The sequence below is a fragment of the Rhodothermales bacterium genome, from assembly GCA_040221055.1.
In the GTDB taxonomy this organism is placed as follows: Bacteria; Bacteroidota; Rhodothermia; order Rhodothermales; family UBA10348; genus 1-14-0-65-60-17.
Genome location: JAVJVN010000004.1, coordinates 57,544 through 80,815 on the forward strand (window position 1 = coordinate 57,544; position 23,272 = coordinate 80,815).

Below are 23,272 nucleotides of genomic sequence, written 5' to 3' on the forward strand. Positions count from 1 at the left end.
TACGGCCGGGTTTTATTTCGGATATTGGGGCATGATGCGCCCTGAACCCCGGAATACCCCGTTGCTGGCCGTGCTCGCGGTGTGCGTGGTTGCGTGCGCCATTCCTGCGCTGCCGGTCGCGGCACAGGATGCGCCCGCGGGACATGCGGATCGTGTGGCGGAGGTCATGGTGACCTGTCTGGCGCCGGTCCTCGATGCGGACGCGTTCCGCCTCACGTGGGGCGGGGGCTATCCGTTCCTGGAAACCCGTCTTGCCGCACGTCTGCTGGATTCGGGTGTGGAGCTCGGCGGTGGCGACATTCCCGTACTTCGCGTGGACCTGGAGCGTGCTGACATAGCGTTCAGGCGCGTCGGTGGAGGCATGCTGGAGCGCACGGTTCGTGCCGGTATCGGGTATACGGTGACGCTGCCTGACGGCACGATGGGCGCAGCCGACGTATGCGACGCGTCCCTCGTCGACCGGATGGATCGCGCGACGGCCGAATCGCTGTCTGACCCCCAGTCCGGGCTGACGCAGCCCGCGCTTCCGCGAACAGGCGTTTGGAGCCGCTTCGTTGAGCCCGTCGTGCTGGTGGGGGCGACCGCCATCGGGACCTGGTTGTTCTTCAATCTCCGCAGCAAGCGGGCGGACGGCGGATGAGTGTGCGTACGGCCTCATTCCTGGGTTTGACCGCATTCCTGCTGGCGTCCTGCGCGGTACCGGTTCCTCCGGGCGGCGGCCCGCCCGACGCCACACCCCCCTCCATTATCGTAACTGAACCGGCGAACGGGACCGTCCGCGTCGAGGGCCGGGAGATCCGGCTCACGTTCTCGGAAGCCGTGGACCAGGGCTCGTTTGCCCGCGCGTGGAGCCTGACCCCCGACATCCCCGGCACGGCGGACGTATCCTGGCGCGGCCGGACCGTGACCCTGCGCTTTCCGGAGGCCTTCCGACCGGAAACCACGTACATCCTGACCATCGATTCCGCATTCCGGGATGCGCGGGGAGTCGGACTCACCTCCCCGATTTCGATGGCCTTCGCGACCGGCGATCGGTTGAATGAGGGCACATTGTCCGGGCAGGCGCTGGACCCCGTGACCGGCAAGCCGGTGGCCGGCCTGGATGTGTTCGCGTACGCTCCCGACGATTCACTGGGCGTGCATCCACCCCTCTACCGCACCCAGACGGGTCGCGACGGTCGATTCGGCTTCCGGAACCTGCGGGAAGGCGACTACGCGCTGTTGGGGGTGGGCGATGCCAATCGCAACCGCCGCCTGGATCCCGGTGAGCGGGTTGCGGTGGCTGGTGCGCGCACCGTGACCGCCGATTCTGTGAGTGTGCCCCCGGACTGGGACTTCCTGCCCGTACGGTACGACCCGGTTGCCCCCGACGTCGCGCGGGTCACCGCGGTCAGCACGCGGGATCTGGAAGTCCGCTTCACGGAAGCCGTGCAGCTGCACCGGACACCCGGCGTCGCCCTGGTGGATTCGCTGGACCGGCCAATGAGGGGCGCCGGAACGCCGGGGGCGTTGGCGGGTGCCGCGTGGTATATCCCGCCCGGGGACGTCCAGCCGATGCCTGCGAGACCCGACGAACGTCTGGCGACAATCTCCACGCGCTCCGCTGCGGTCTGGCGGATCCGGGTGGATACCCTGCTCGCCGGAAACTGGCGGCTCCGGTTGGAAGATCGATCAGGCTCCGCAAATGGCGCCGCGGTGAAACCGGCCATTGCGGATTCGGCAGGGAATGCACTCGCGAGCGGGAGTTGGCCCTTCACGGTGCGTGGATCCGAACCCCCGGCGGATACGGCTCGAGTGGTACGTGTCCTGCCCGATTCGATGTTGATTTTTCCGCGGGATGCGCTGCGCATGCTGTTCTCAGCTCCGGTCCCCGATCCGCTCAGGATTGCCCTGGAGGATACGTCAGGTACCGGGCTTTCCACGGTGACGGCGAGTGGCATGGCTGCCCGGCGAGAGACGGATTCCACAGGGTCGTTCACCCCCGCCCACGTGCTGGAAGTGGACCGGGGCGTGCTTCCACCAACCGGACCCTTCCGTGTGGTGGTGGCCGATACGTCGTTCATCCGGGCCCTGGCGGGCGTGGACGCCACGGGTGAAATCGTGGGCACGCTCGACTCGGAGGTACCCGTCGTGGTGGAATTTCCGGGCATCGACACCCTCCACGTGGACGCCGGGCTCACCCGTTTCCGCCTTTCGCAGGTGCCGGGTGGCACCCGCTACCGCATCCGGGCGTTCCAGGATGTGGACGGCGACGGCCGCTGGTCGGCAGGCACGCTGCGCCCCTGGTCTCCGCCCGAACCCATCATCTGGGCCGACGGCACCGAACCCGTGCGTGCGCGTTGGGAATCCGTACGGACCGATACGCTCCGCTTTTTGACGCCGGCTGCAGAAAACCGCCCCTGAGCAGGACATGCCCGACCCCTCATCCCAAATCGCCCCGCTCCTCACCGCCGCCGCCATGCGCGAGGCAGACCGGGTGACCATCGAGGAGATCGGGATTCCCGGGCACACGCTCATGGAGTGTGCGGGGCGGGCGGCGACCGCCCTCATCCGGTCGCTGGACCCGCGGCGGGTGACCGTGGTGTGCGGAACGGGCAACAACGGCGGTGACGGGCTGGTCGTCGCCCGCCTCCTGGCCGACCGGGGCGTAACCGTGGACGTGCTGCTGACCGGCGCCATGTCCGGCCCCGACGCCGTGCTGAACCTGCAAGTCCTGGAACGCGCGCTCGAGCGCTGGCCCGACATGCCCGTGCAAATCCTGCGTCCGGATTCCGTCGCGCCAGGTGGCGAGGTTACGGATGCAGCGTGGGCTTCCCTTCAAGGCTCAGATGTGGTGGTCGACGCCCTGCTCGGCACCGGCCTGAGCAGCGCCGTCCGTGAGCCGGCCGCAGCCCTGATTGACGGCATGAACGCCCTGAACACGATCCGGATTGCCCTCGACATGCCCTCCGGCCTCTCCAGCGATACGGGCGAAATCCAGGGTCGGGCCGTGCACGCCCACCACACCGTCACCTTCGGGGCGGCCAAGGTCGGCCTGTACATCGGCGACGGACCCGAAGTCGCGGGGCGCATCCACGTGGCGGACATCGGCATTCCCCGAGCGCTGCTGCGGGCGGCGGCGAGCGCCCCCGGCTGCGCCGGGATGCCTTCGGCAACGGCCGTGCGGGCGCACCTGAGGCCCCGCCGCCGCGGTGACCACAAATACACCACCGGCCCCACGATTGTCGCCGGCGGATCGACCGCATTCCCCGGTGCGCCCGCACTGGCCGCGCTCGCCGCCGCCCGCGTGGGCTCCGGGTACGTCACCGTCTGGTGCCCGGAGGCCATCCGGCCCCTGTTGCTGGAGAAACTGACCGAGATTCCGGTCGTCCCGTTTTCCGAGCAGCCCGACTGGGAACGCGCCCGGGCCCTGGTCGTCGGCCCCGGCCTGGGACGCGGCGACGCAACCAGGGACTTCGTGAAAACGACCCTGTCCGGCTTCGACGGTCCGGCCGTCGTGGACGCCGATGCCCTCCATGCCCTGCGCGACGACCGGGAATGGGTGGCGGCAAACAGCCGGGCGCGCTGGGTTTTCACGCCACACGCCGGCGAATTCGCACGATTGACCGGGACGCCAGAGCGTAAAATGGGAGACATCACCACCAACGTCATTGAGTCCGTCCGGGCGTTTGCCCGGGACTGGAACGTCGTGCTGCTCCTGAAGGGCCAGCCCAGCCTCACCGCCGAGCCGGACGGAACGGTCCACGTGAATGACACCGGAAACGCATCGGCCGGCACTGCGGGTACCGGGGACGTCCTGGCCGGCATGATCGGGGGCCTGCTGGCGACCGGCATCGATCCCTTCCATGCCGCATCGTCCGGCATCCATCTGGCCGGAACTGCCGCCGACCGGTTCGTTGAAGAGGGCGCATCCCAATCCATGATGGCCACCGACATCGTCGCCCTCCTGCCCACCCTGTTGGCCTCGTACCGCTGATTCCATGCCCGAATTTCTTCGTGGCCGCCTCTGGCCGGCCATCCTCTGGACCGTACTGGTGATCGTGGCTCTCAGCATCCCCACGCAGTCGTTGTCGAAGTCCGACCTCCTGGAATGGGACAAGGCCGCCCATTTCGTCCTGTTCTTCGTACTCACCTGGCTGTGGCTCCACGGGGCCGCAAGGACCTCCCGGACGAAAGGACTGCTGGTCGTGCTGATGGCCTGCGCGTTCGCGTTCCTGACGGAATACTACCAGGAAATGCTGGGCTTCCGGTCGAAGGACATGCTGGATGCCGTGGCCGATTCGGCCGGAGCCCTGGTGGCGGGGGCCGTCTGGTGGTGGGAGACGCGACGCCGCGACGCCTGAGCAACTTCCCCGCAGAAATCGGGTCTCTCCTTCAACCAATCATCATGGAGGCCCGACATGGCACTGCGAAAAACGGAGAACGCCAATCTCCGCAAGAAATATCCGCTGTTCGTGGAAGTCGGCCTGCTCCTGACCCTGGTCATCCTCATCCTGGCCTTCCGCCTGGACATGACCGTCAGCGAGCCGGTGGACTTCAACACGACCGAACAGGAAGTCGTCCAGATGGAGGAAATCCTCCAGACGCAACAGATCGAGAAACCCCCGCCGCCGCCGCCACCGCCGGTTCCCGTCGAGGTCCCGAACGACGAGGTGCTGGAGGACGTGGATCTGGACCTGGACATGTTCCTGGACATTGACGAAGCCCCCGACCTGCCCCCTCCGCCTCCCCCGGCCGCCGTCGAGGAGGAGCAAGAGCCCGAGATCTTCGTGCTGGTCGAGGACATGCCCGAGCTGATCGGCGGCATGGCGGGCCTGCAGAAGCGGGTCAAGTACCCGGAAATGGCCAAGCGCGCCAACGTGGAAGGCAAGGTGTTCCTGCAGTTCATCGTGGACGAGCAGGGCAACGTGGTCGATCCGGTCGTCATGCGCGGCATTGGTGCCGGATGCGATGAGGAAGCCCTCCGCGCCATCCGCGAGGCAAAGTTCAAGCCGGGCCGGCAGCGCGGCGTACCGGTGCAGGTGAAATTCAACCTGGCGGTCACGTTCCGTCTTCGCTGAGGAAACGCGCTGATGAATTCGGTCGCCCCCCCGGGAACGAACCCCCGGGGGGTGCGCGTAAAGGAATGGTGAACGCGTTTTTATTTCACGGCGGGTTCACGTATACTTTGCGCTCCCTTTCAATCAGCTGTACACCATGGCACTCCGCAAGACTGACAAGGCGAATCTCAAGAACAAGTACCCCTTGTACGTTGAGATCGGCCTGTTTTTGACCCTGGTCGTCCTCATCGTTGCGTTCCGCATTGACATGACGGCCAACAATGGTTTCGAGGTCACGACCACCGAACAGGAAGTGGTCCAGATGGAAGAAATCATCCAGACGCAACAGATCGAGAAGCCCCCGCCCCCGCCGCGGCCTCCGGTCCCTGTTGAAGTCCCGAACGACGAAGTCCTGGACGATGAGGACCTCGACCTGGACATGTTCCTGGACATCGACGAAGCTCCGGACCTCCCACCACCACCGCCTCCTGCGGCTGTGGAAGAAGAGCCCGAGCCCGAGATTTTCGTGATCGTGGAAGAAATGCCGGAATTGATCGGCGGCCTGCCAGGTCTCCAGAAAAAGATCAAGTACCCGGAAATCGCCAAGAAGGCCGGTGTTGAAGGCCGCGTGTTCCTGCAGTTCGTGGTCGACGAGAACGGCAATGTGGTGGATCCCGTCGTGACGCGCGGCATTGGTGCCGGTTGCGACGAAGAAGCCCTCCGCGCCATCCGTGAGGCCAAGTTCAAGCCGGGCATGCAGCGTGGCAAGGCCGTGAAGGTGAAGATGTCCCTTCCCATCACGTTCAAGCTGAAGTAAGCGGGCCCGCTGCGGTGAACCGATCGCGGCCGTGAAGTATAAGACCCTCGAAGGGGGGCGCCTCCCGGCGCCCCCCTTTTTTTGGCCAGACCCGAATTGCCGACACAACCAAACCGCACTGGACGCAACCAATCCGGCGCTTTTTTTCGTATTCTGAAGGCATCATGGAACCCAATCGAAACGAAGATCTCGACCGACTGGTTGACGGCTTGCTCCGCGACCGGGACTTCCTCCTGGCGCAGGAGCTGAAGCAGAAGGTCGATCAGCTCAACGAACTGCTGGCGCAGAGCGTCCGGCAGGAGTTGCAGGTGGAGCTCCTGGTCGATGAATCCAAGGGGCGCGGCGGCCGCATGCACACGCACGTGGACATCAAGATCTTCAAGGAGCTTTGAATACCGGACCCGTGAGCCCCACCCCACCGACGCGTACCCGGTATGACGTGGGCGTGGTACGTTCCTGCTTTCCATCACTGCATGTGGGTGACCACGTGTTCATGGACAACCCCGGAGGCACGCAGGTAGCGAAGCGCGTCATTGACCGGACGACCGACTATTTCACGCGCATGAACGCGAATACGGGCGGGTATTTTGCCACGTCCGAGGCCTCCGACGATCTCCTGGTCCAGGCCCACGCTGCCGCCGCTGACCTGCTCGGCGCATCGACGGGTGACGAAATCGTGTTCGGCCAGAACATGACCTCGCTCACGTTCAGCATCTCCCGATCCATCGGACGTGAACTCAATCCCGGGGACGAAATCATCGTCACGCGGATGGACCATGACGGCAACATCAGTCCGTGGCTTATGATGGCCGAGGACCGGGGCCTGACCGTCCGGTGGTTGGATTTCAACCGCGACACGTTCCGGTACGACCTGGATGACCTGGACCGGCTCCTGACCCCGCGTACGCGGCTCGTGGCGGTCAACTACGCCAGCAACGCCCTGGGTACGGTCAACGATGTACGCGCCGTCACCGAGCGCGCCCACGCCGTTGGCGCGTGGGTATATGTGGATGCCGTACAGTATGTGCCCCATGGTGTTACGGATGTCCAAGCCATTGGCTGCGACTTCCTCGCCTGCTCGCCCTACAAATTCTACGGCCCGCATCAAGGCGTGGTCTGGGGCCGCCGTGAATTGCTGGAGCGGCTTACGCCCTACAAGGTCCGGCCGGCGTCCAACGAACTGCCGACGCGGTTCGAGACCGGCACGCTGTCCCACGAGGGCATGGCCGGAACGCTCGGCGCCATCGAACATCTGGCCTGGGTTGGGGAGACCATGGGATTCGCCGCGCCCGCCATGGAGTCGGGCATCGGACCGGAGGGCGCCGGAACAGGGAGGCGGACGCCCGATCCCATACGCCGCCGACACCTCGAAGCCGCGTTCCACGCCATCGCCGAGCACGAGCATGCCGTTTTCGGAAAGCTGCTGGATGGACTGCACGCCATTCCAGGCGTGACCGTGTACGGCCCGGATCATCGTGATCGCGTTCCGACGGTCGCCATCACGAAGTCAGGCACGACGCCCGAACAACTGGCCCGCCATCTGGGCCGCCACGGCATTTTCTCCTGGGACGGACACTACTACGCGATTGAAGTCGTGCGGCACCTGGGTCTCGACCGGCAGGGCGGCATGCTGCGGTTGGGCCTGGCCCAGTACAACACGGCGGACGAAGTGGACCGGGTCCTGAATGCGCTTACAGGCTGATGACACCCTCTATTTCGGCGGCCTGCCGGTAATAATCGACCACCCGATCCGCACTCTCCACGTGCACCCGCGTGGTAATGCTGCGCCAACTGCCCTTGGACGACGCGCGGACCGTCACCTCTCCGACACCTTCAAACAACTGTTCAACTTGCTCGGCTTTATCCTTGGGCGCAATGAACTTGAACAGGTAGGTGGTCGGCCATTCGTTCTGGTCATCCAGCAACGTCCGGAATTTGTCCCACCACGCATTGGATGTAGGCTGCATAGGAAAGAACCCGGTAATTTGCCTTTCCTGAACCGGATGCCCCGCAACACAGTTCCCAGGCACATCGTACCTTCTCCGCATCCCAACCGAACGCGCACGTCGCCATGATTCCCCTTCCCGACTGGGCCCCGAACCTCCACCCCCTGATTGTCCATTTCCCGATCGGCATCCTGTTCACGGCGGCGTTGTTCGACCTTGTCGGTACGGCGCTGCGCAACCTGGACTTTCCACGTCGGGCGGCCATGATGCTGTACGTGCTCGGAGGGATAGCCATCACGTTCACCTGGCTGACCGGCCGTGCCGCCGCCGACTCGGTGTTCCTCCCGACCGAAGCCAACGCCCTGCTCACCGAACACGCCGACCTGGGCACGTGGGCGTTCTATTTTTTCGCAGCCTACGCCGTGGTTCGTCTCATAACCTTCTTCGCGGGGCTGGAGAAGTCAACACCCGTTCGGCTCATCCAGACCCTCGTCGGACTGGGCGGACTGGCCCTGCTGACGGTGACGGCCGATCACGGCGCAGAAATGGTCTTCAAATATGGCGTAGGGGTCCAGGCCGTGGACAGTTCCCCGGCCGTGGTCATGGCCCCGGCCGACTCCTCGGCGTTCGGCCCGCAGGTCACCGACAACGGCGGATGGATGTGGCGCCCCACGCGGGCCGCTGCCTGGCAATCCGCCATGGTCACCTCCGGTGATCTCCGCTCATCGCTCGTGGACGGCGGCGAACGCGGTGACGTGCTGGCGCTCTCGGTCTCTGACGGCAGCGCCATGTTCTGGTTCGACCAGCCCCTGGAAGCCATCCAGGTGGATGCCAGCATGGACCTCTCCGGCTTCGACGGCACGGCCATGCTGGTTCATCATATCATCGACAAGGACAACTTCCATTTCATGGCCGTGGGCCAAGGGGAGATGCGTCAGGGCCACAGCGAGAACGGCGACCTGTATCTGATGGACGCCAAACCGTTCGATGCCGCCGGGTGGCACACCTACCGCGTGGTGGGAGACCAGACCCACTTCCGGGCCTACGCCGATGAAGTCCTGGTCACGCACGGTCACAAGGAGGCCGCCGGATCCGGATTCGTGGGCGTCCGCCTGAACGGCACCGGGACCGTACTCCTGGAATGGATGCAAGTGCAGCCGGTGCGCTGACCTGCCACGTTGTCAGGTTCGCAAACATGGTACGTTTTTCGCATCGATCATTCCTGATTGAAAACGTACCATCTTCTGCCGCTTTGGCGGGGGCGAAAGGATATGAACCTGCAGAAATTCACCGTAAAGGCCCAGGAAATCGTGAAGGCTGCCACCGAAGTGGCCGCCGCACGCAACCATCAGGGCGTGGAACCACCGCATCTCATGCGGGCCTTCCTGGATGAGCCGGGCGGCATTGTTGTTTCCATCCTGGAGAAACTGGGCGCCACCACCGACCTCCTGGCGCGTCGAACGGATGCCGCGCTCGACAAACTCCCCGTGGTCACCGGCTCCAGCGTGTCGGGCCAGTACATCGGCAATGACGCCAAGAAGGTGTTCGATCGCGCATTGGCGGAGGCCGGCCAGCTGAAGGACGACTTCGTGGCATCGGAGCACCTGTTGATCGGCCTGGCGGCATCCAAGGATCCCATCGGGGATGCGCTTCGCGATGCCGGTGTGACCAAGGAGGCCATCCTGCGCATCCTGAAAGATGTGCGCGGCTCCCAGCGCGTGACGGACCAGCATGCGGAGAGCCGGTATCAGGCGCTGGAGCGGTATACCAAGGACCTCAACGACCTGGCCGAGAAGGGCCGGATCGATCCGGTCATCGGCCGCGACGACGAAATCCGGCGCATCCTCCAGATCCTGTCCCGGCGCACCAAGAACAACCCTGTGCTGGTGGGCGAACCCGGCGTGGGCAAGACAGCCATTGCCGAGGGGCTGGCCATCCGGATCGTATCGGGCGACGTACCCGACGGGCTCAAGAACAAGCGCATCCTGGCGCTCGACATGGGCTCGCTGATTGCCGGTGCCAAATACCGCGGCGAATTCGAGGACCGGCTGAAAGCCGTGGTCAAGGAAGTCGTGGACGCGGAGGGACAGATCGTCCTCTTCATCGACGAAATCCATACGCTCGTGGGCGCGGGTGCCGGGGAAGGCGCCATGGATGCGGCGAACATCCTCAAGCCGGCCCTCGCGCGCGGTGAACTGCGGGCCATCGGCGCCACGACGCTCGACGAATACAAAAAGTACCTGGAGAAGGACAAGGCGCTGGAGCGCCGGTTCCAGGTGGTCGTGGTGGACGAACCCTCGGTGGAAGACACCATTTCCATCCTGCGTGGCATAAAAGAAAGGTATGAGGTGCACCACGGCGTCCGGATTACGGACGGTGCGTTGGTCTCCGCCGCCGAACTCAGTCATCGCTACATCTCGGACCGGTTCCTGCCGGACAAGGCCATTGACCTGATTGACGAGGCCGCGGCCCGGCTGCGGATAGAAATCGACTCCATGCCGGAGGAACTGGACCAGCTCGAACGGCAGATCCGGCAGCTGGAAATCGAACGGGAAGCCGTGAAGCGGGAGAAGGACGACTCCAAGCTGTCCCAGATTGCCGAGCAGCTCGCCAACCTGGAAGAGCGCAGCGTGGAATTGAAGGCCCGCTGGAAGAAGGAAAAGGAACTGATCGGGGCCATCCGTGAGGCGAAGGAGCACATGGACGAGCTCCGCGTGGAGGCCGAGCGGCTGGAGCGTGAAGGCAAGTACGGCGAAGTGGCCGAACTCCGCTATGGTCGCATTCCGAAACTCGAAGAGCTCGTCGACGAGAACAAAGCGTTGCTGCAGTCCGCCCAGGACCAGGGTGCATTGCTCAAGGAAGAGGTCGATTCCGAAGACATTGCCGGCATCATTTCCCGATGGACCGGTATTCCGGTGTCCCGCATGCTGGAAAGCGAACGGGCGAAACTCCTCCGCATGGAGGAAGAACTTGCCAAGCGCGTCGTGGGACAGGCAGAAGCCGTGTCCGCGGTATCGAATGCCGTCCGGCGGGGCCGCGCCGGCCTCCAGGAGGAAACCCGACCCATCGGCTCATTCATTTTCCTGGGCACCACGGGGGTCGGCAAGACCGAACTCGCCAAAGCCCTGGCCCGCTTCCTGTTCAACGACGACAATGCCATGGTGCGCATTGACATGAGTGAATACCAGGAGCGACACGCCGTGAGCCGCCTGGTGGGTGCCCCTCCCGGCTACGTCGGTTACGAGGAAGGTGGCCAGCTCACCGAAGCGGTCCGCCGCCATCCCTATTCCGTCGTGCTGCTGGATGAGATCGAGAAGGCGCATCCGGAGGTGTTCAACATCCTGCTCCAGGTGCTGGACGACGGTCGATTGACCGACAACCAGGGCCGCGTGGCCGACTTCAAGAATACCATCATCATCATGACCTCGAACCTGGGTTCGGAAGTCATCCAGAGCCGGATGGATGCGGCCGGTGAGGACTGGTCGGACGCGTCGGAGGAACAGCTCAGAACCGAGCTCATGACCGTGCTCCGCCAGCGGCTGCGGCCCGAGTTCCTGAACCGGATTGACGAGATCGTGATGTTCCATCCGCTCGGACGGGATGAGATCCGGCGCATTGTGGACATCCAGTTCGAGGACGTCCGTCGTCTGGCCCGCAAGAGCAACAACATCGAGGTCGAGCTGACCGATGCGGCACGGGACCACCTGGCCGGCATTGGCTTCGATCCGGTGTTCGGCGCACGGCCGCTGAAGCGGGTCATCCAGCGGGAAATCACCAACAAGCTGGCCGAGGAGTTGCTGTCGGGCTGGATTGAACCGGACGAAACCATCCGGATAGATGTGAGCGGCGACGGGCTCAGTTTCGAGACGGTGCCGCAGTCAAGCGCGCCAGAGACCGCCTGACAGCAGAGGCCTCGGTCTGCATTTCAAGGGCCAGGTAGGCGTCGAGGCTGCGCGTGAGTGCACGCTCGGCCTCGGCGCTGCGCCCCTCCTCCAGGAGCAGGATTCCCCACGTGTGCGCGGCTTCCGCCACGTCGGCGTCTTCCTCGCCCCACAGGGCGGCCATCATGTCTACAGCACGGCCGTATGCGGCGATGGCCTGGCTGCGTTGTTCGCCCTCCAGATAAACGGCGGCCAGATCTCGCTGCGTGAGCGCGGCATAGGCCGATGAACCCGCCTGACCCAAAACATTGACGGCCTGGACGTACCACCGCGCGGCGTCGGTGTGCATGCCGCGGGCCTTGTCCAGGATGCCCAGCCAGCGCAGGTCCATCCCGACAAAGAAATCGATTTCGCCGGCATTGGCCCGGTGGATGTCGAGCGTCCGCAGGAGGTAGCGCTCGGCTTCCGCGAAATTGCCCTGGGCCAGCAGGGTCCGCCCCAGGTAGCTCAATGCCCGCGCTGTCTCGTTGTGGTCCGGACCGTAGATGCTTTCCCGCCGGGCTACAGCATCCTCCAGGAGCTGCCGGGCTTCATCGAGCGATCCCAGATCATACAGGATGCTGCCCAGGTTGTAAATGTTGTCAGCCACCAACGGATGACGATCGCCCAATACGGACCGGGACATGCCCAATGATTCGCGGTAATACCGCTCGGCGGCGGCAAAGTCGCCCTGGTTGGCGGCGAATGTACCCAGGTTGGACAGCGTTTCGGCGATGTGTTCGTGATCCCCCCCGTAGAGCTCCCGACGCTCGGCCAAAGCTTCCTGGAGCAGGGCCTCGGCCGTGGAGTCCTGACGCAGCCGCATGTGGGAGACCGCCATGTCGTTGAGGGTCTGTGCGGCCTCCTGGCTGGGATAACCAAACAGTGCCCGCTGCATGGCCAGGGCCTCTTCGTAGAGCCGGACGGCCTCCTCCCACTCCCGGGTGGTAGACCCTTCGTCCACGACGTAAGCGTAGCGGTAGAGCGCCTCGGCCAATTCGGGACTTGCCCCCTCCGGCCCCAGCCGGCTCCGCAGCTCGCGCACGTTGTCCTGGATGAGGTTGAGTGCGTTGTCGTGCGAGCCCAGTTCCGTATAGACCGCAGCAATGGTATTGCGAAGCGCCGCCTGGAGTTCGACAGGCGTATCGGGGTCCTCCGTAATCCGCTCCGCCCCCGCATCCACGAGCTGTCGGACCGTCATGTCCCGCCCCTGGACACGATCCGGACTGGCCTCATTGAACAGGTCGACCACGAACGCCGTGATGGCCTTTGACTTCCGGGCTTCCAATTCAATCTGGTTGCGCTGCGCGGCCGTGTCGACCGCATACCGGACCGAAAGCCCGGTCGCCAGGACGAGAAGGAATGCAATCACGACGCCGGCGGCTACGCCGGCCTTGTGCCGCCGTACGAACCGGTCTGCCCGGTACAACACGGAATCCGTCTGGGCCGAGACGGGCAGCCCCTGCCGGTAGCGGCCAATATCCTGCAGCAACTGATCGGCCGACTGGTAGCGTCGGTCCATATCCTTGCGCAGCGCCATGAGCACGATCCGGTCCAGATCTCCGCTGAGTTGGCGCCGGAGCCGCTCCAGCGGCGTGCGGCGCTTCTCGGAGACGAGGGTGGGCGACGTGTTTGCCTGCTCGTCCTTGACCCGGGAGATGGCCGTGCTGGGGCGCTCCGGTTCCTTCTCCAGCACGATCTTCTCGATTTCGTGCCGGGCCATGGTCTGGAATTGGAACGGCCGATGCCCCGTCAACAACTCGTACAAGAGGACACCCAGCTGATACACATCGCTGGCGGTGGTCAGATTCCCACCGCGCATCTGTTCCGGGCTGGCGTACTCCGGCGTCATGACCCGCAACTCTTCCCGCGTCATGGGCAATGTGTACCCGGTCAGGTCCGGATTCAGGAATTTGGCGATGCCGAAGTCGAGCAATTTCACTTCGCCGGATGCGGTCACCAGCACATTGGCGGGCTTCAGATCCCGATGCACGATCAGGTTCTGATGCGCATAGTGGACGGCCGAACACACTTTCTCGAACAGGTCCAGACGCGATTCGAGCGGCAGGCGGTGTTCGTCGCAGTACCGGTCTATCCGTTCACCGTCCACGTATTCCATGACGAAATACGATACGCCGTCCTCCGTCTGTCCCCCATCCAGCAGCCGGGCGATATTCGGATGCGTCAGCGAGGCCAGGATTTGCCGCTCCACGCGGAATCGCTTCAGGATCTCGTCCGAGTCCATGCCCCGCTTGATGACCTTCACGGCCACATACCGCTTGAAGGCTTCATCGTCCCGGACGGCCAGATACACCTGCCCCATGCCACCCTTGCCGAGGGGGCGGATGAGCCGGTACGGCCCGACAACTTTCGGCATGGAGGACTTGGCGTCGTCCGTCTCTTCGGACTCTCCGGCCGCCTCCGCCAGGTTCTTCAACGCATCGCGCAAATGCGACGGGTTGTCCGTCTCCAGGAAGCCGTCCGATGCGCCTGCGGCATCCAGCATCCGGAGCACGTCATTGCAGAGGGTCGTGTCATCCCCGCATTCGGACGCGATGAATGCGCGGCGATCGCCCGGGGGCAATTCCAGTGCGGCATCCAACACGGCCTCCATCCGCTTCCAGCGCGCCTGATCCATGGCTCAGACCTCGCCGCGAAGGGCCATGTACAGGAAGGCCTTGGCCTTCAGCCAGTCCCGGTCCACCGTACGCGTGGACACGTCCAGCAGAGCCGCGGTTTCTTCGATGGACATGCCCCCGAAATAGCGGCATTCCACGATCTGGGACAGGCGCGGGTTCATCTCCTCCAGCCGTTTCATCGCATCGTCCAGATCGAGGATGTCGATGGGTGTTTCGGACCCACTGATGATGGATGCGTTCAATTCCGTGTGTTCCACATCTCCGCCGCGTTTCTTGGCCTTGACCCGGCGCGCGTAGTCCACCAGGATCTGACGCATGGCTTTGGCAGTCACCGAGAAGAAGTGGACCCGGTCGTTCCACGTGGCATCGGACCGGTCGAACATCTTCAGATACGCCTCGTGGACCAACCCCGTTGTGTTGATGGTCTTGCCCGGGCTGCGGAAATGCAATTCCCGGCGCGCCATGCCGCGCAACTCGTCATAAACGAGCTCGAACAGCTTGTCGGCTGCCTCCTTGTTACCGTTCTGGTGCTCAACGAGGAGCTGAGTCACCAAACCATCGTACTGCATGGGGGGAATGGTCAGGGTTTATATGAGGGTACGCAACACGGGGCAGAAACGGAAGCCCTGAGGGTGAAGCCGCATTTCACACGGAAATACAATAACGGAAGTGGAATGTTGGGCCACATGCCAAACCATTGTATTTACTGTGCGTTGACCTGTGCATAACTCGGTTTGCAAAACGGCTGTCTACGAACGTAATTGCTGTTTGCCCACTGTCGCTTGAGAAATACCCAGCATCCATGTACCTGAGCAAACTGGAGCTCCACGGCTTCAAGAGTTTCGCCGAACGAACCGTCGTCGACTTCGCCCCCGGGGTAACCTGTGTGGTCGGCCCGAACGGGTGCGGCAAATCAAACGTCGTGGACGCCGTCCGCTGGGTCATCGGCGAACAGCGCGCACGCATCCTGCGCAGCGACAAAATGGATAACGTCATCTTCAATGGTACGTCCAAAAGACGCAGTTTGGGGATGGCCGAGGTCATGCTGACCATCGAAAACACGCGTGGCATCCTCCCTATCGAGTATTCCGAGGTAACCATCGGGCGTCGGCTGTTCCGGTCGGGCGAGTCGGAATATCTGCTGAACGGGGTGCAGTGTCGACTGAAGGACATCACCGACCTGTTCATGGATACGGGAATGGGCGCAGGCGCCTATTCGGTCATTGAGCTGAAGATGATCGAGGAACTGCTGTCGGACAATACCCAGGACCGGAGGCACCTGTTCGAGGAGGCCGCCGGCATCACGAAATACAAGGTGCGCCGGGGGCAGACCCTGCGCAAACTCAAGAGCACGCAGGTGGATCTGGACCGGGTCCGGGACCTGACCGACGAGCTCGACAAGCGGGTGGCCTCGCTGGAACGCCAGGCCCGCAAGGCCACGAAGCACAAGGAGTACGAATCGCGGCTCCATTTCCTGGAGTTGTCGCTGGCCGGACTGGAATACGACGAATTGACGGGGCAGCAGACCACGTTGTCCGCTGAGCGCACGTCATTTGCCGAGCAGGCCGCCGGGTTGTCGGCGAAGGTGTCGGCCGAAGAGGCCACGCACGAAGCACTGCGGGCGGATCACGTTACGCGCGAGAAGGCGGTCTCTGAAGCCCAGACGCTGCTCAGCGACCATACGGACAAGCTGCGCGCCGCCGAATCGGACCTGCGCATAAGCACCGAGCGCCTGTCCACCATCAGCCGGGACATGACCCGTCTGGCCGAGGAGGAAACGACCGATGCCGCGCAGCGCGACATGCTGCTGCGCCTGAAAACCCGCGCGGAACAGGATATTTCCGATGCGCAGCCCGCCGCCGACGTCGCTGAGAAATCGCTGACCGATGCGCGGCGCATCCGTGACGAGGCGCAGAACACGCAGCAGCGGCACCAGGTGAAGCTGCACAATCTACGATTGGAAGAGCGCACCGTGACCACGCGGCGTGTGGAGCAGCAACGGCAGTTGGACCGGTTGTCGTCCCGTCTGGAGGTCATAACGGCCGAAATGGACGAGCGCCGCACGGCCCTCGAAGGGCTGGGTGCCGGCGACGGTGACCTGGAAACGCGGCTCGGCGAAGTCCGCAGCCGGGTCGATGCCGCCGTTACCGCCCGCAAATCAGCTGAAAAAGCACTGAACGAGGCGCTCTCGTCGCGTTCCGAGCGGAACGATGCATTGGAAGGGGCGCGCGAGGCGCTCCGTGGCGCCGAGCGCGCACTCGACGCCGCGGGTGCCGAAGTCGCCCTGCTCGAGGGGCTGCTGGGCAGCTTCGAGGATTTCGGCGAGTCGGTCCAGTTCCTGGCCGAGGAATCCTCATGGACGTCCCGCGAAATGCTGACGGTCGCCGATGTGGTGTCGTGCGACGACGCGGTTCGGCCCGCCGTCGATGCCGCACTCGGCGCCTGGGCCGGCTGCATCGTGGTGGAAACCGACGCCGAAGCCCGCGCCGCCGTTCGCGCCCTGCGCAGCAGCGAAAAAGGCCGCGTCACATTTCTGGTATTGGAGCGGTTGGCTCGGGTTGAGCCTTCGGCCACCCAGGCCGCCTCCAACGTGGGCTCTGCCGTTTCGTCCGGTTCGGAAGCAAGCGTTTCACCCCTCCGCGCGCACGTACGCACTACCTCGGACCGCTGGGCGCCCCTGCTGGACCTGCTCTTCCACGATGCCTGGCTGGTGGAGGGCGATCTGGACAGCGTGACCGCTGACGGCTCTGGCCGCTTCTTCACCGCATCCGGCGAGTGGGCCGATGCGCGCGGTGCCTGGCATGCCGGTGGCCCGGCCGGGGGCAGCTCGGCCGCCGCGTCCCGGCTTGGTCGTCGGGAGCAGCTGGAGGTGGCGCGCCGCACGCGGGACGCGTGCGCGGAGCGCGCCGAAGAGGCTCGCGGCGCCGTGGATACCGCCCGTACTGCGCTCGAAGCGCTGGACATCGACGCGCTCCGCCGCTCGTTGGACGAGCGGCGCGCCACCCAGGTGGAGGCCGAGAAGGAACTCGCCCGCCTGGATTACGAGCAGGAAACCGTTGTGCGCCGCCGCCAGGAAATCCAGACCCGACTGGCCACGCTCGAAGACCAGCGCACGGCGACCGAATCCGAATTGCAATCGGTGACTGCCGACCTGAAGAAACTGACCGTGCAGGTTGCGGAGCTGCAGCAGAAGCGGGGCGACGCGGAAGCGGCCTTCCAGGACATCGAAGAGGCCAGCCGCGAGGCGTTCGGGCTCTTCAATGAGGCCAACATCACGGCCGTGCAGACCCGCAACCGCCTGGACAACCTGCGACGGGATCTCGCACGGACCACGAACGACCTGGAGAACCTGGACAAGCGGGCCACGGACCGGCAGTCCACGCTAGCGACGCTCACGGACCAGAAGGCCACGACGGAAAAGCGCTGTGCCACCCTCTCCGAACAGATCCGGGACCTCCAGGAGGCCCGCGGTGCGTTGGATGAAGCCGTGTCACAGGCCCGGAATCGGCTCATGGATACCCGTGTCGAGATCTCCGACCTGGAAGTCCGTCTGCGCGATCTGCGCCGGGAAAAAGAGACGGCTGTCAAGGAAGAATCCCGCCGGGAAGTCCGTCTCGCGGAAATCGCCACCCGTCTGGAGGACCTCATCCGGTCGGTGTCCGAGGACTTCGAAGTCGACCTGACAGCGTACGAAGTGGACGTGGACGAGGATTTCAATCGCGCGGAAGCCAAACGCGAGGTCCACGACCTGCGCAACCGCATCCGCCAGATGGGCCCCGTGAATGCGCTCGCCCTGGAGTCGTTCGAGGAAGAGAAGGAACGCCTGACCTTTCTCCGCGAGCAGTTGGACGACCTGGAGAAGGCCGAGTCCACGCTCATGACCACCATCACGGAAATCAATACGACTGCCAGCCGCCGTTTCAACGAAACGTTCGGGGCCATCCAGGAGAATTTCCGCCGGTTGTTCGCCGACCTGTTCGGGGAGGGCGCCGCGGCCGATGTCGTGCTGCAGGACGAGTCCGACCCCTTGGAGTCGGAAATCGAGATCTTCGCCAAGCCCCGAGGCAAGAAGCCGAGTGTCCTGGCCCAGTTGTCCGGTGGCGAGAAAACGCTGACCGCCATCGCGCTGCTGTTCTCCATCTACCTCGTCAAACCCAGCCCGTTCTGCATCCTGGACGAGGTCGATGCGCCCCTCGACGACGCCAACGTGGACCGCTTCATGCAGCTCATCCGCACGTTCTCAGACTCGACGCAGTTCGTGCTCGTGACGCACAACAAGCGCACCATGGAAGCCGCCGACCGCATGTACGGCATTACCATGCAGGAGCAGGGCGTCTCCAAGCTCGTCGGTGTCAAGTTCGAGGATGGCCTGCAGTTGGTAGCGTAATCAATCCGGTCCCACCGAACGCTGGATGAGTTCCAGGATGCGGCGGTATTCGTCGGTCCAGGAGGAGGGCTCGGTGAAGCCGTGGCCTTCCACCGGGTAGGATGCCAGCTCCCAATCGATCTTGCCGAGTTCTATCAGACGCTGGGCCAGCCGGATGATGTCCTGGTACTGGACGTTGGTGTCGATGACGCCATGCGCCATGAGCAGCGGGTCCTCGAGTCCGTCGGCGAAATAGATGGGCGATGACTGCACGTACGCCAGGGAATCGGTGACCGGCGTGTTCAGGATGTTGGAGGTGTATCCGTGGTTGTAGTGGGCCCAGTCGGTGACGCTGCGCAGTGCCGCCCCGCCCCCGAAATGCTCCGGCTCGGTGAACAGCGCCATCAGCGTGATGAATCCGCCGTACGATCCGCCGTAGATGAACACCCGTTCAGGATCGATGCCGTGCTCCCGGCCCACGTACTCCGACGCATCCACATAATCCTGCAGATCGCGTCCGCCCATCCAGCGGTAGATGGCCGTCCGCCAATCCCGCCCGTACCCGGACGATGCCCGATAGTCCACGTTCAAGACGGTGTATCCCATGTCCGCCAACATGTTATGAAACATGTACTCGCGCTGATAGGAGCTCCACCACCGGTGCACGTTCTGCAGATAGCCGGCCCCGTGGACGAACAGGACCGCCGCGCCATTGGGCCGCTCCGGCACGAATATCTGGGCGGGGACTTCGGCGCCGTCGGACGCCGGGATATGCACGATTTCGCCCGTGCGCCAGGGATAGGCGCGCCACTCGGCCGTGGTCGACGTGGTCACACGCTCCGCCTGGCGACCGAACGCCTTCACGTACAGGTCCGGCGGCTGCGTGGTAAAGGAATACAGGATCGCCGCACGATCCCCGTCCGGGTGCAGCGTCGCATCGTGATTGCCGACGGTTTCCGTCAAACGTGTCCGCGTTCCACCCTCGACAGGCATCCGAAACAAGTGGCGCTCAAAAGGTGAACCCTCGCTGGACGTAAAAAACCAGGTTCGGCCATCCTTCGACAATTGCGGACTGAAGACCTCAAACGGGCCGTCTGTGAGCTGCCGGACCGCTCCCGTGACCACGTCCAAGGTGTACAGGTGGGAGTAGCCGGTCCGCTCGCTCTGGAAGTGGATGGTGCGACCGTCCGGCATCCACCCGATGCCGCCACTCCAGGAGCGAACCCCCGGCCCGCCAATCCAGGCCTCATCCTGCTGCCGGTCCAACACGGTCAGGTCGCCCGTGGACGGATCCAGACGTGCAATCCAGCGGTCCTTGTTGTCCTCGGCGAAGATGTCCAGCACGGCCCAGGCGCCATCCGGGCTCCAGTAAGGGCCCGACGCGCTTACAACCCGCGCATCCGAACTGTCCACGGCCACGCCCTCTTCGATCCGATGCAGCGGCACCACATCGTACATGCCAGGCAACTGCGAAAAGTCCACCTCGACCACGTCGCCCGTCGTCAGATCCTGAACAAACAACGGCCGACCCGTCTCCTCAATACCCACCTTCGACCGGGCGTTCAGGTCCTCGGCGTATCCGGATTCCGTGACGTAATTCTGGACGAGCGTGCGCTTGTCTTCGGCGCGTTTCCCGATCTGGAACGAGGCGTACCGCTCCGCCGGATCCACCTGCAATCCGACCACGAATCCATCCCCGTAGTAGTGGACGGGGGGCCAGGCGGCTTCGTCCTGCGTCCGGTCGCGATCCCGCTGCGCATCGCGGGCTTCCCGTTCCTGGATCTGTTCGCGCACTACATCGAACAAGTCTATCTGTTGCTGCCGGAGCCATGCATCCTGTGCATCATCCGTATTCCGGTCCGACGGGGCCTTGCCCGAGCGCAGGTTCGTGAGCTGGACAACCCGGCCCGTCGCGCGGTCCAACCGGTATACCTGCCCGCCGCGCTGGAACACAATCCCGGTGCCGTCCGGCGTGAACCGCGCCCCGGACTCCACATCGACCGTTGTCGTCAACCGATCGAGCGCGCCTGTCTGACGGTCCAACACAAACAGATCCCCATCGTCCTGGAAAACCTTGTATCGGAAATCCTCCGTGTAGGTGCCGGAGCCATGTGCCCAACCGGAAAACAACGGCTGTACGTCCCGTCGCTCCGCCGCAGGCACCTGCTCGGGTTCACCCCCGGCGGCCGGTACGCGGAACAGGGAGTCGGCCGGAAAGGCCCCTTGCGGGTTCCACCAGAAATGGATCCACTCGCCGTCTTCCGTCCACGAGACCGAGCGCGGACTGGAGCCCACCCACGTGGTCTGCTCCTGCATGATCTTTGCGACCGTGAGTTCGGACTGTTGGGCCGTGGTACGAAGTGCGGCCTGCTGGCCGGCGGCCGGGAACGTCAGAAGAACGAGAGCGACAAACGCGACAAGACGAACAAGCATGAGCATTCGAGCGAAAGTGAGCAGAACAAGGCAGAGTAGAGCGGAACCAAGCGAGCGCGGACGGAGCGCCACCCAAAATACATTCCCCTACTCGTAATCGTGCTCGAAGTACTCGATCCCGCGGCTGGGGCCAGAGGTCTTGCTGCCTTTCTCGCGGATTTTCGTAGCCAGGCGTTCGGCGAAGACCTTGGCCGGATCGTATCCGTAATGGCGCAGGATGTGGTTCATGGCAATCACTTCGCACAGGACGGTCACGTTCTTTCCGGGCGTCACCGGGAGTTTGACCAGGGGGAGTTCCACTCCCATGACCGGGTAGCCTTCATCGACCATGCCCAAGCGCGTGTATTCCTCTTCGGAATCCCAGGGGTGAAGGTTCACCACGACCTCCACCCGCTTCTGGTACCGGATGGCCCGGACACCGAACATGGCGCGCACGTCGACCAGGCCCAACCCGCGAATTTCCATGAAGTGCTGGACGAGATCGGTGCCTGAACCCATGAGCACTTCTTCTTCCTTGCGCGTGATCATGACCACATCGTCCGCCACCAGCCGATGCCCGCGCTCTACCAGGTCGAGGGCGACTTCGCTTTTGCCGATGCCCGGTGGCCCGACAATCAGCAGCCCGATGCCGTAGACATCAATGAGAGAGCCATGCACGGCTTGCTGAAGGGCAAATTGATCGGCCAGGAAGTCCCGCAGCAGGTACATGAACTGCGTTGACGGCACCGGCGTGGAGAAGACGGGAACGCCCGCGCTCGTAGCCATGTCCAGCAGGTCCTTCTCGAGCTCATTGTCCTCGGTCAGGATGAGGCAGGGGATGGCAAACTTCAGGATGTTGTTGAAGGCCTCCCGACGACGTTCCGGCTCCAAGTGCTGGAGAAAACGGTTCTCGGTATTGCCCAGGATCTGCACACGCTTGTGCGTGAACAGGTCCAGATAGCCGGCCAGAGCCAGACCGGGCCGATGGAGGCTGGCATCGGTTATCAGGCGTTCCCCATCGACCACGTGGTTCAGGGGCCGGATGTTCACGCGCACGGCCTTGCGCAACTGCTCGATGGCAAATGCGACGGTAATGGAATCCTTCTTGAAGGTCTTGGGCGCGCGCTGTGACATCAGGGTACCTCTACCGAGTCCAGGAACCGCTGTACGATTTCCTCGCTCGTGATTTCTTCGGCCTCCGCCTCGTAGGTCACCGCTACACGATGCCGCATGACGTCCATGGCGACCGACCGGATGTCTTCCGGTGTAACGTACGCCCGGTGCTGCAGGAAGGCGTGGGCCCGTCCGGCCAGGTTCAGGTTGATGGTGGCGCGGGGCGAGGCGCCGTACTCGATCAAGGGCTTGAGGGTGCCGAGCCCCACCTTCTCCGGTTCGCGCGTGGCCACCACCAGATCCACGATGTACTGTTCGACGCGCTCGTCCATGTAGAGATCGTTGAGCACCGAACGTGCCGACAGGATCCGCGCAGGGGAAACCACCGGCTTGACGGCCACCTTGTCCCCCGTCCGGGCCATGCGGCGCATGATTTCGAGCTCTTCCTCACGCGTGGGGTAACCCACCTTGATCTTCATCATGAACCGGTCCACCTGCGCCTCCGGCAGCGGGTAGGTCCCCTCCTGCTCGATGGGGTTCTGCGTGGCCAGCACCAGGAACGGCGCTTCCAACGGGAACGTCTTGTCGCCAATGGTCACCTGCCGCTCCTGCATGGCCTCGAGCAGGGCGCTCTGGACCTTGGCCGGCGACCGGTTGATTTCGTCCGCCAGGATGATGTTCGCGAAGATCGGTCCCTTCTTGATGGTGAAGATGCCTTCTTTCGGATTGAAGATGAGCGTCCCGAGCACATCGGCCGGCAACAGGTCCGGCGTGAACTGGATGCGTTGGAACTCGGTGCCGATGGCCTGCGCCAGGGACGATACGGTAAGGGTCTTGGCCAGGCCGGGTACGCCTTCCAGCAGCACGTGACCGTCCCCGAGCAAACCGATGAGCAGCCGCTCCACCATATAGCGCTGGCCGACGACCACGCGGCCGATTTCGGCCAACAAGTCGTCCACGAAGGCACTTTCCTGGGCAATCCGGTCGTTTACGGCTGCGATATCGAATTGGGTCATGTCA

17 protein-coding genes are annotated in these 23,272 nt (G+C 63.9%); 11 read left to right on the forward strand and 6 right to left on the reverse strand.

From position 1 onward, the window contains the following. Positions 1–31 precede the first annotated feature (31 nt). The 8 genes from RIE53_00860 (at position 32) to RIE53_00895 (ending at position 7,558) form a co-directional block, all read left to right on the forward strand. Positions 32–640 carry a hypothetical protein gene (locus RIE53_00860; protein ID MEQ9103225.1) on the forward strand — a complete coding sequence of 203 codons (609 nt, stop codon included), beginning with the start codon at positions 32–34 and terminating at the stop codon, positions 638–640. Continuing rightward, entirely contained in the window at positions 637–2,403 is a 1,767-nt protein-coding gene (locus RIE53_00865; protein ID MEQ9103226.1) for an Ig-like domain-containing protein, read from the forward strand. The genes RIE53_00860 and RIE53_00865 overlap by 4 nt, the downstream gene beginning before the upstream one ends. 7 nt (positions 2,404–2,410) lie before the next feature. Next, positions 2,411–3,976, forward strand: coding sequence for an NAD(P)H-hydrate dehydratase (locus RIE53_00870; protein MEQ9103227.1), 1,566 nt, complete (start codon positions 2,411–2,413; stop codon positions 3,974–3,976). A 4-nt stretch (positions 3,977–3,980) separates the two neighbouring features. Then, positions 3,981–4,343 (forward strand): VanZ family protein, encoded by a 363-nt coding sequence (locus RIE53_00875; GenBank protein ID MEQ9103228.1) that lies wholly within the window; start codon positions 3,981–3,983, stop codon positions 4,341–4,343. Between the two features lie 57 nt (positions 4,344–4,400). Next, entirely contained in the window at positions 4,401–5,060 is a 660-nt protein-coding gene (locus tag RIE53_00880) for a TonB family protein (protein ID MEQ9103229.1), read from the forward strand. 136 nt (positions 5,061–5,196) lie between these two features. Further along, positions 5,197–5,856 carry an energy transducer TonB gene (locus tag RIE53_00885; GenBank protein MEQ9103230.1) on the forward strand — a complete coding sequence of 220 codons (660 nt, stop codon included), beginning with the start codon at positions 5,197–5,199 and terminating at the stop codon, positions 5,854–5,856. 164 nt (positions 5,857–6,020) lie between these two features. Continuing rightward, positions 6,021–6,248 carry a hypothetical protein gene (locus RIE53_00890; protein MEQ9103231.1) on the forward strand — a complete coding sequence of 76 codons (228 nt, stop codon included), beginning with the start codon at positions 6,021–6,023 and terminating at the stop codon, positions 6,246–6,248. A gap of 11 nt (positions 6,249–6,259) precedes the next feature. Continuing rightward, positions 6,260–7,558 (forward strand): cysteine desulfurase-like protein, encoded by a 1,299-nt coding sequence (locus RIE53_00895; protein MEQ9103232.1) that lies wholly within the window; start codon positions 6,260–6,262, stop codon positions 7,556–7,558. Here the strand turns inward: RIE53_00895 and RIE53_00900 are convergent. Next, positions 7,548–7,823: a DUF493 family protein gene (locus tag RIE53_00900; protein ID MEQ9103233.1), complete on the reverse strand. Its 276-nt coding sequence runs from the start codon at positions 7,821–7,823 to the stop codon at positions 7,548–7,550. The genes RIE53_00895 and RIE53_00900 overlap by 11 nt on opposite strands. Positions 7,824–7,927: 104 nt before the next feature. Between RIE53_00900 and RIE53_00905 the strand changes: the two genes are divergently transcribed. Further along, entirely contained in the window at positions 7,928–8,971 is a 1,044-nt protein-coding gene (locus tag RIE53_00905) for a DUF2231 domain-containing protein (GenBank protein ID MEQ9103234.1), read from the forward strand. 102 nt (positions 8,972–9,073) lie between these two features. Beyond that, positions 9,074–11,704: an ATP-dependent chaperone ClpB gene (gene clpB / locus RIE53_00910; protein MEQ9103235.1), complete on the forward strand. Its 2,631-nt coding sequence runs from the start codon at positions 9,074–9,076 to the stop codon at positions 11,702–11,704. Here clpB and RIE53_00915 read toward each other — a convergent pair. Then, positions 11,658–14,360 carry a serine/threonine-protein kinase gene (locus RIE53_00915; protein MEQ9103236.1) on the reverse strand — a complete coding sequence of 901 codons (2,703 nt, stop codon included), beginning with the start codon at positions 14,358–14,360 and terminating at the stop codon, positions 11,658–11,660. The two genes, clpB and RIE53_00915, sit on opposite strands and share 47 nt — an antisense overlap. Positions 14,361–14,363: 3 nt before the next feature. Next, a complete protein-coding gene (locus RIE53_00920; GenBank protein MEQ9103237.1) occupies positions 14,364–14,930 on the reverse strand; it encodes a sigma-70 family RNA polymerase sigma factor in 567 nt (188 codons plus the stop codon). Between the two features lie 233 nt (positions 14,931–15,163). On the opposite strand from RIE53_00920, the gene smc reads away from it, so the two are divergent. After that, positions 15,164–18,748 (forward strand): chromosome segregation protein SMC, encoded by a 3,585-nt coding sequence (gene smc, locus RIE53_00925; protein MEQ9103238.1) that lies wholly within the window; start codon positions 15,164–15,166, stop codon positions 18,746–18,748. Here the strand turns inward: smc and RIE53_00930 are convergent, their stop codons facing one another. The 3 genes from RIE53_00930 to RIE53_00940 all read right to left on the reverse strand — a co-directional run bounded on the left by RIE53_00930 (position 18,749) and on the right by RIE53_00940 (position 23,268). Beyond that, positions 18,749–21,160: a prolyl oligopeptidase family serine peptidase gene (locus RIE53_00930; GenBank protein MEQ9103239.1), complete on the reverse strand. Its 2,412-nt coding sequence runs from the start codon at positions 21,158–21,160 to the stop codon at positions 18,749–18,751. It abuts the gene before it with no gap. Positions 21,161–21,247: 87 nt separating this feature from the next. Continuing rightward, positions 21,248–22,273: an HPr(Ser) kinase/phosphatase gene (gene hprK / locus RIE53_00935; protein ID MEQ9103240.1), complete on the reverse strand. Its 1,026-nt coding sequence runs from the start codon at positions 22,271–22,273 to the stop codon at positions 21,248–21,250. Continuing rightward, entirely contained in the window at positions 22,273–23,268 is a 996-nt protein-coding gene (locus RIE53_00940; protein ID MEQ9103241.1) for an AAA family ATPase, read from the reverse strand. Before RIE53_00940 ends, hprK begins: the two co-directional genes overlap by 1 nt. Positions 23,269–23,272 lie beyond the last annotated feature (4 nt).

What these genes read in the sequence shown, in the direction of transcription:
- RIE53_00860 (MEQ9103225.1), top strand. Translation starts at nt 32, where the DNA reads ATGATGCGCCCTGAACCCCGGAATACCCCGTTGCTGGCCGTGCTCGCG.
- RIE53_00865 (MEQ9103226.1), top strand. Translation starts at nt 637, where the DNA reads ATGAGTGTGCGTACGGCCTCATTCCTGGGTTTGACCGCATTCCTGCTG.
- RIE53_00870 (MEQ9103227.1), top strand. Translation starts at nt 2,411, where the DNA reads ATGCCCGACCCCTCATCCCAAATCGCCCCGCTCCTCACCGCCGCCGCC.
- RIE53_00875 (MEQ9103228.1), top strand. Translation starts at nt 3,981, where the DNA reads ATGCCCGAATTTCTTCGTGGCCGCCTCTGGCCGGCCATCCTCTGGACC.
- RIE53_00880 (MEQ9103229.1), top strand. Translation starts at nt 4,401, where the DNA reads ATGGCACTGCGAAAAACGGAGAACGCCAATCTCCGCAAGAAATATCCG.
- RIE53_00885 (MEQ9103230.1), top strand. Translation starts at nt 5,197, where the DNA reads ATGGCACTCCGCAAGACTGACAAGGCGAATCTCAAGAACAAGTACCCC.
- RIE53_00890 (MEQ9103231.1), top strand. Translation starts at nt 6,021, where the DNA reads ATGGAACCCAATCGAAACGAAGATCTCGACCGACTGGTTGACGGCTTG.
- RIE53_00900 (MEQ9103233.1), bottom strand. Translation starts at nt 7,823, where the DNA reads ATGCAGCCTACATCCAATGCGTGGTGGGACAAATTCCGGACGTTGCTG.
- RIE53_00905 (MEQ9103234.1), top strand. Translation starts at nt 7,928, where the DNA reads ATGATTCCCCTTCCCGACTGGGCCCCGAACCTCCACCCCCTGATTGTC.
- clpB (MEQ9103235.1), top strand. Translation starts at nt 9,074, where the DNA reads ATGAACCTGCAGAAATTCACCGTAAAGGCCCAGGAAATCGTGAAGGCT.
- RIE53_00915 (MEQ9103236.1), bottom strand. Translation starts at nt 14,360, where the DNA reads ATGGATCAGGCGCGCTGGAAGCGGATGGAGGCCGTGTTGGATGCCGCA.
- RIE53_00920 (MEQ9103237.1), bottom strand. Translation starts at nt 14,930, where the DNA reads ATGCAGTACGATGGTTTGGTGACTCAGCTCCTCGTTGAGCACCAGAAC.
- smc (MEQ9103238.1), top strand. Translation starts at nt 15,164, where the DNA reads ATGTACCTGAGCAAACTGGAGCTCCACGGCTTCAAGAGTTTCGCCGAA.
- RIE53_00930 (MEQ9103239.1), bottom strand. Translation starts at nt 21,160, where the DNA reads ATGCTTGTTCGTCTTGTCGCGTTTGTCGCTCTCGTTCTTCTGACGTTC.
- hprK (MEQ9103240.1), bottom strand. Translation starts at nt 22,273, where the DNA reads ATGTCACAGCGCGCGCCCAAGACCTTCAAGAAGGATTCCATTACCGTC.
- RIE53_00940 (MEQ9103241.1), bottom strand. Translation starts at nt 23,268, where the DNA reads ATGACCCAATTCGATATCGCAGCCGTAAACGACCGGATTGCCCAGGAA.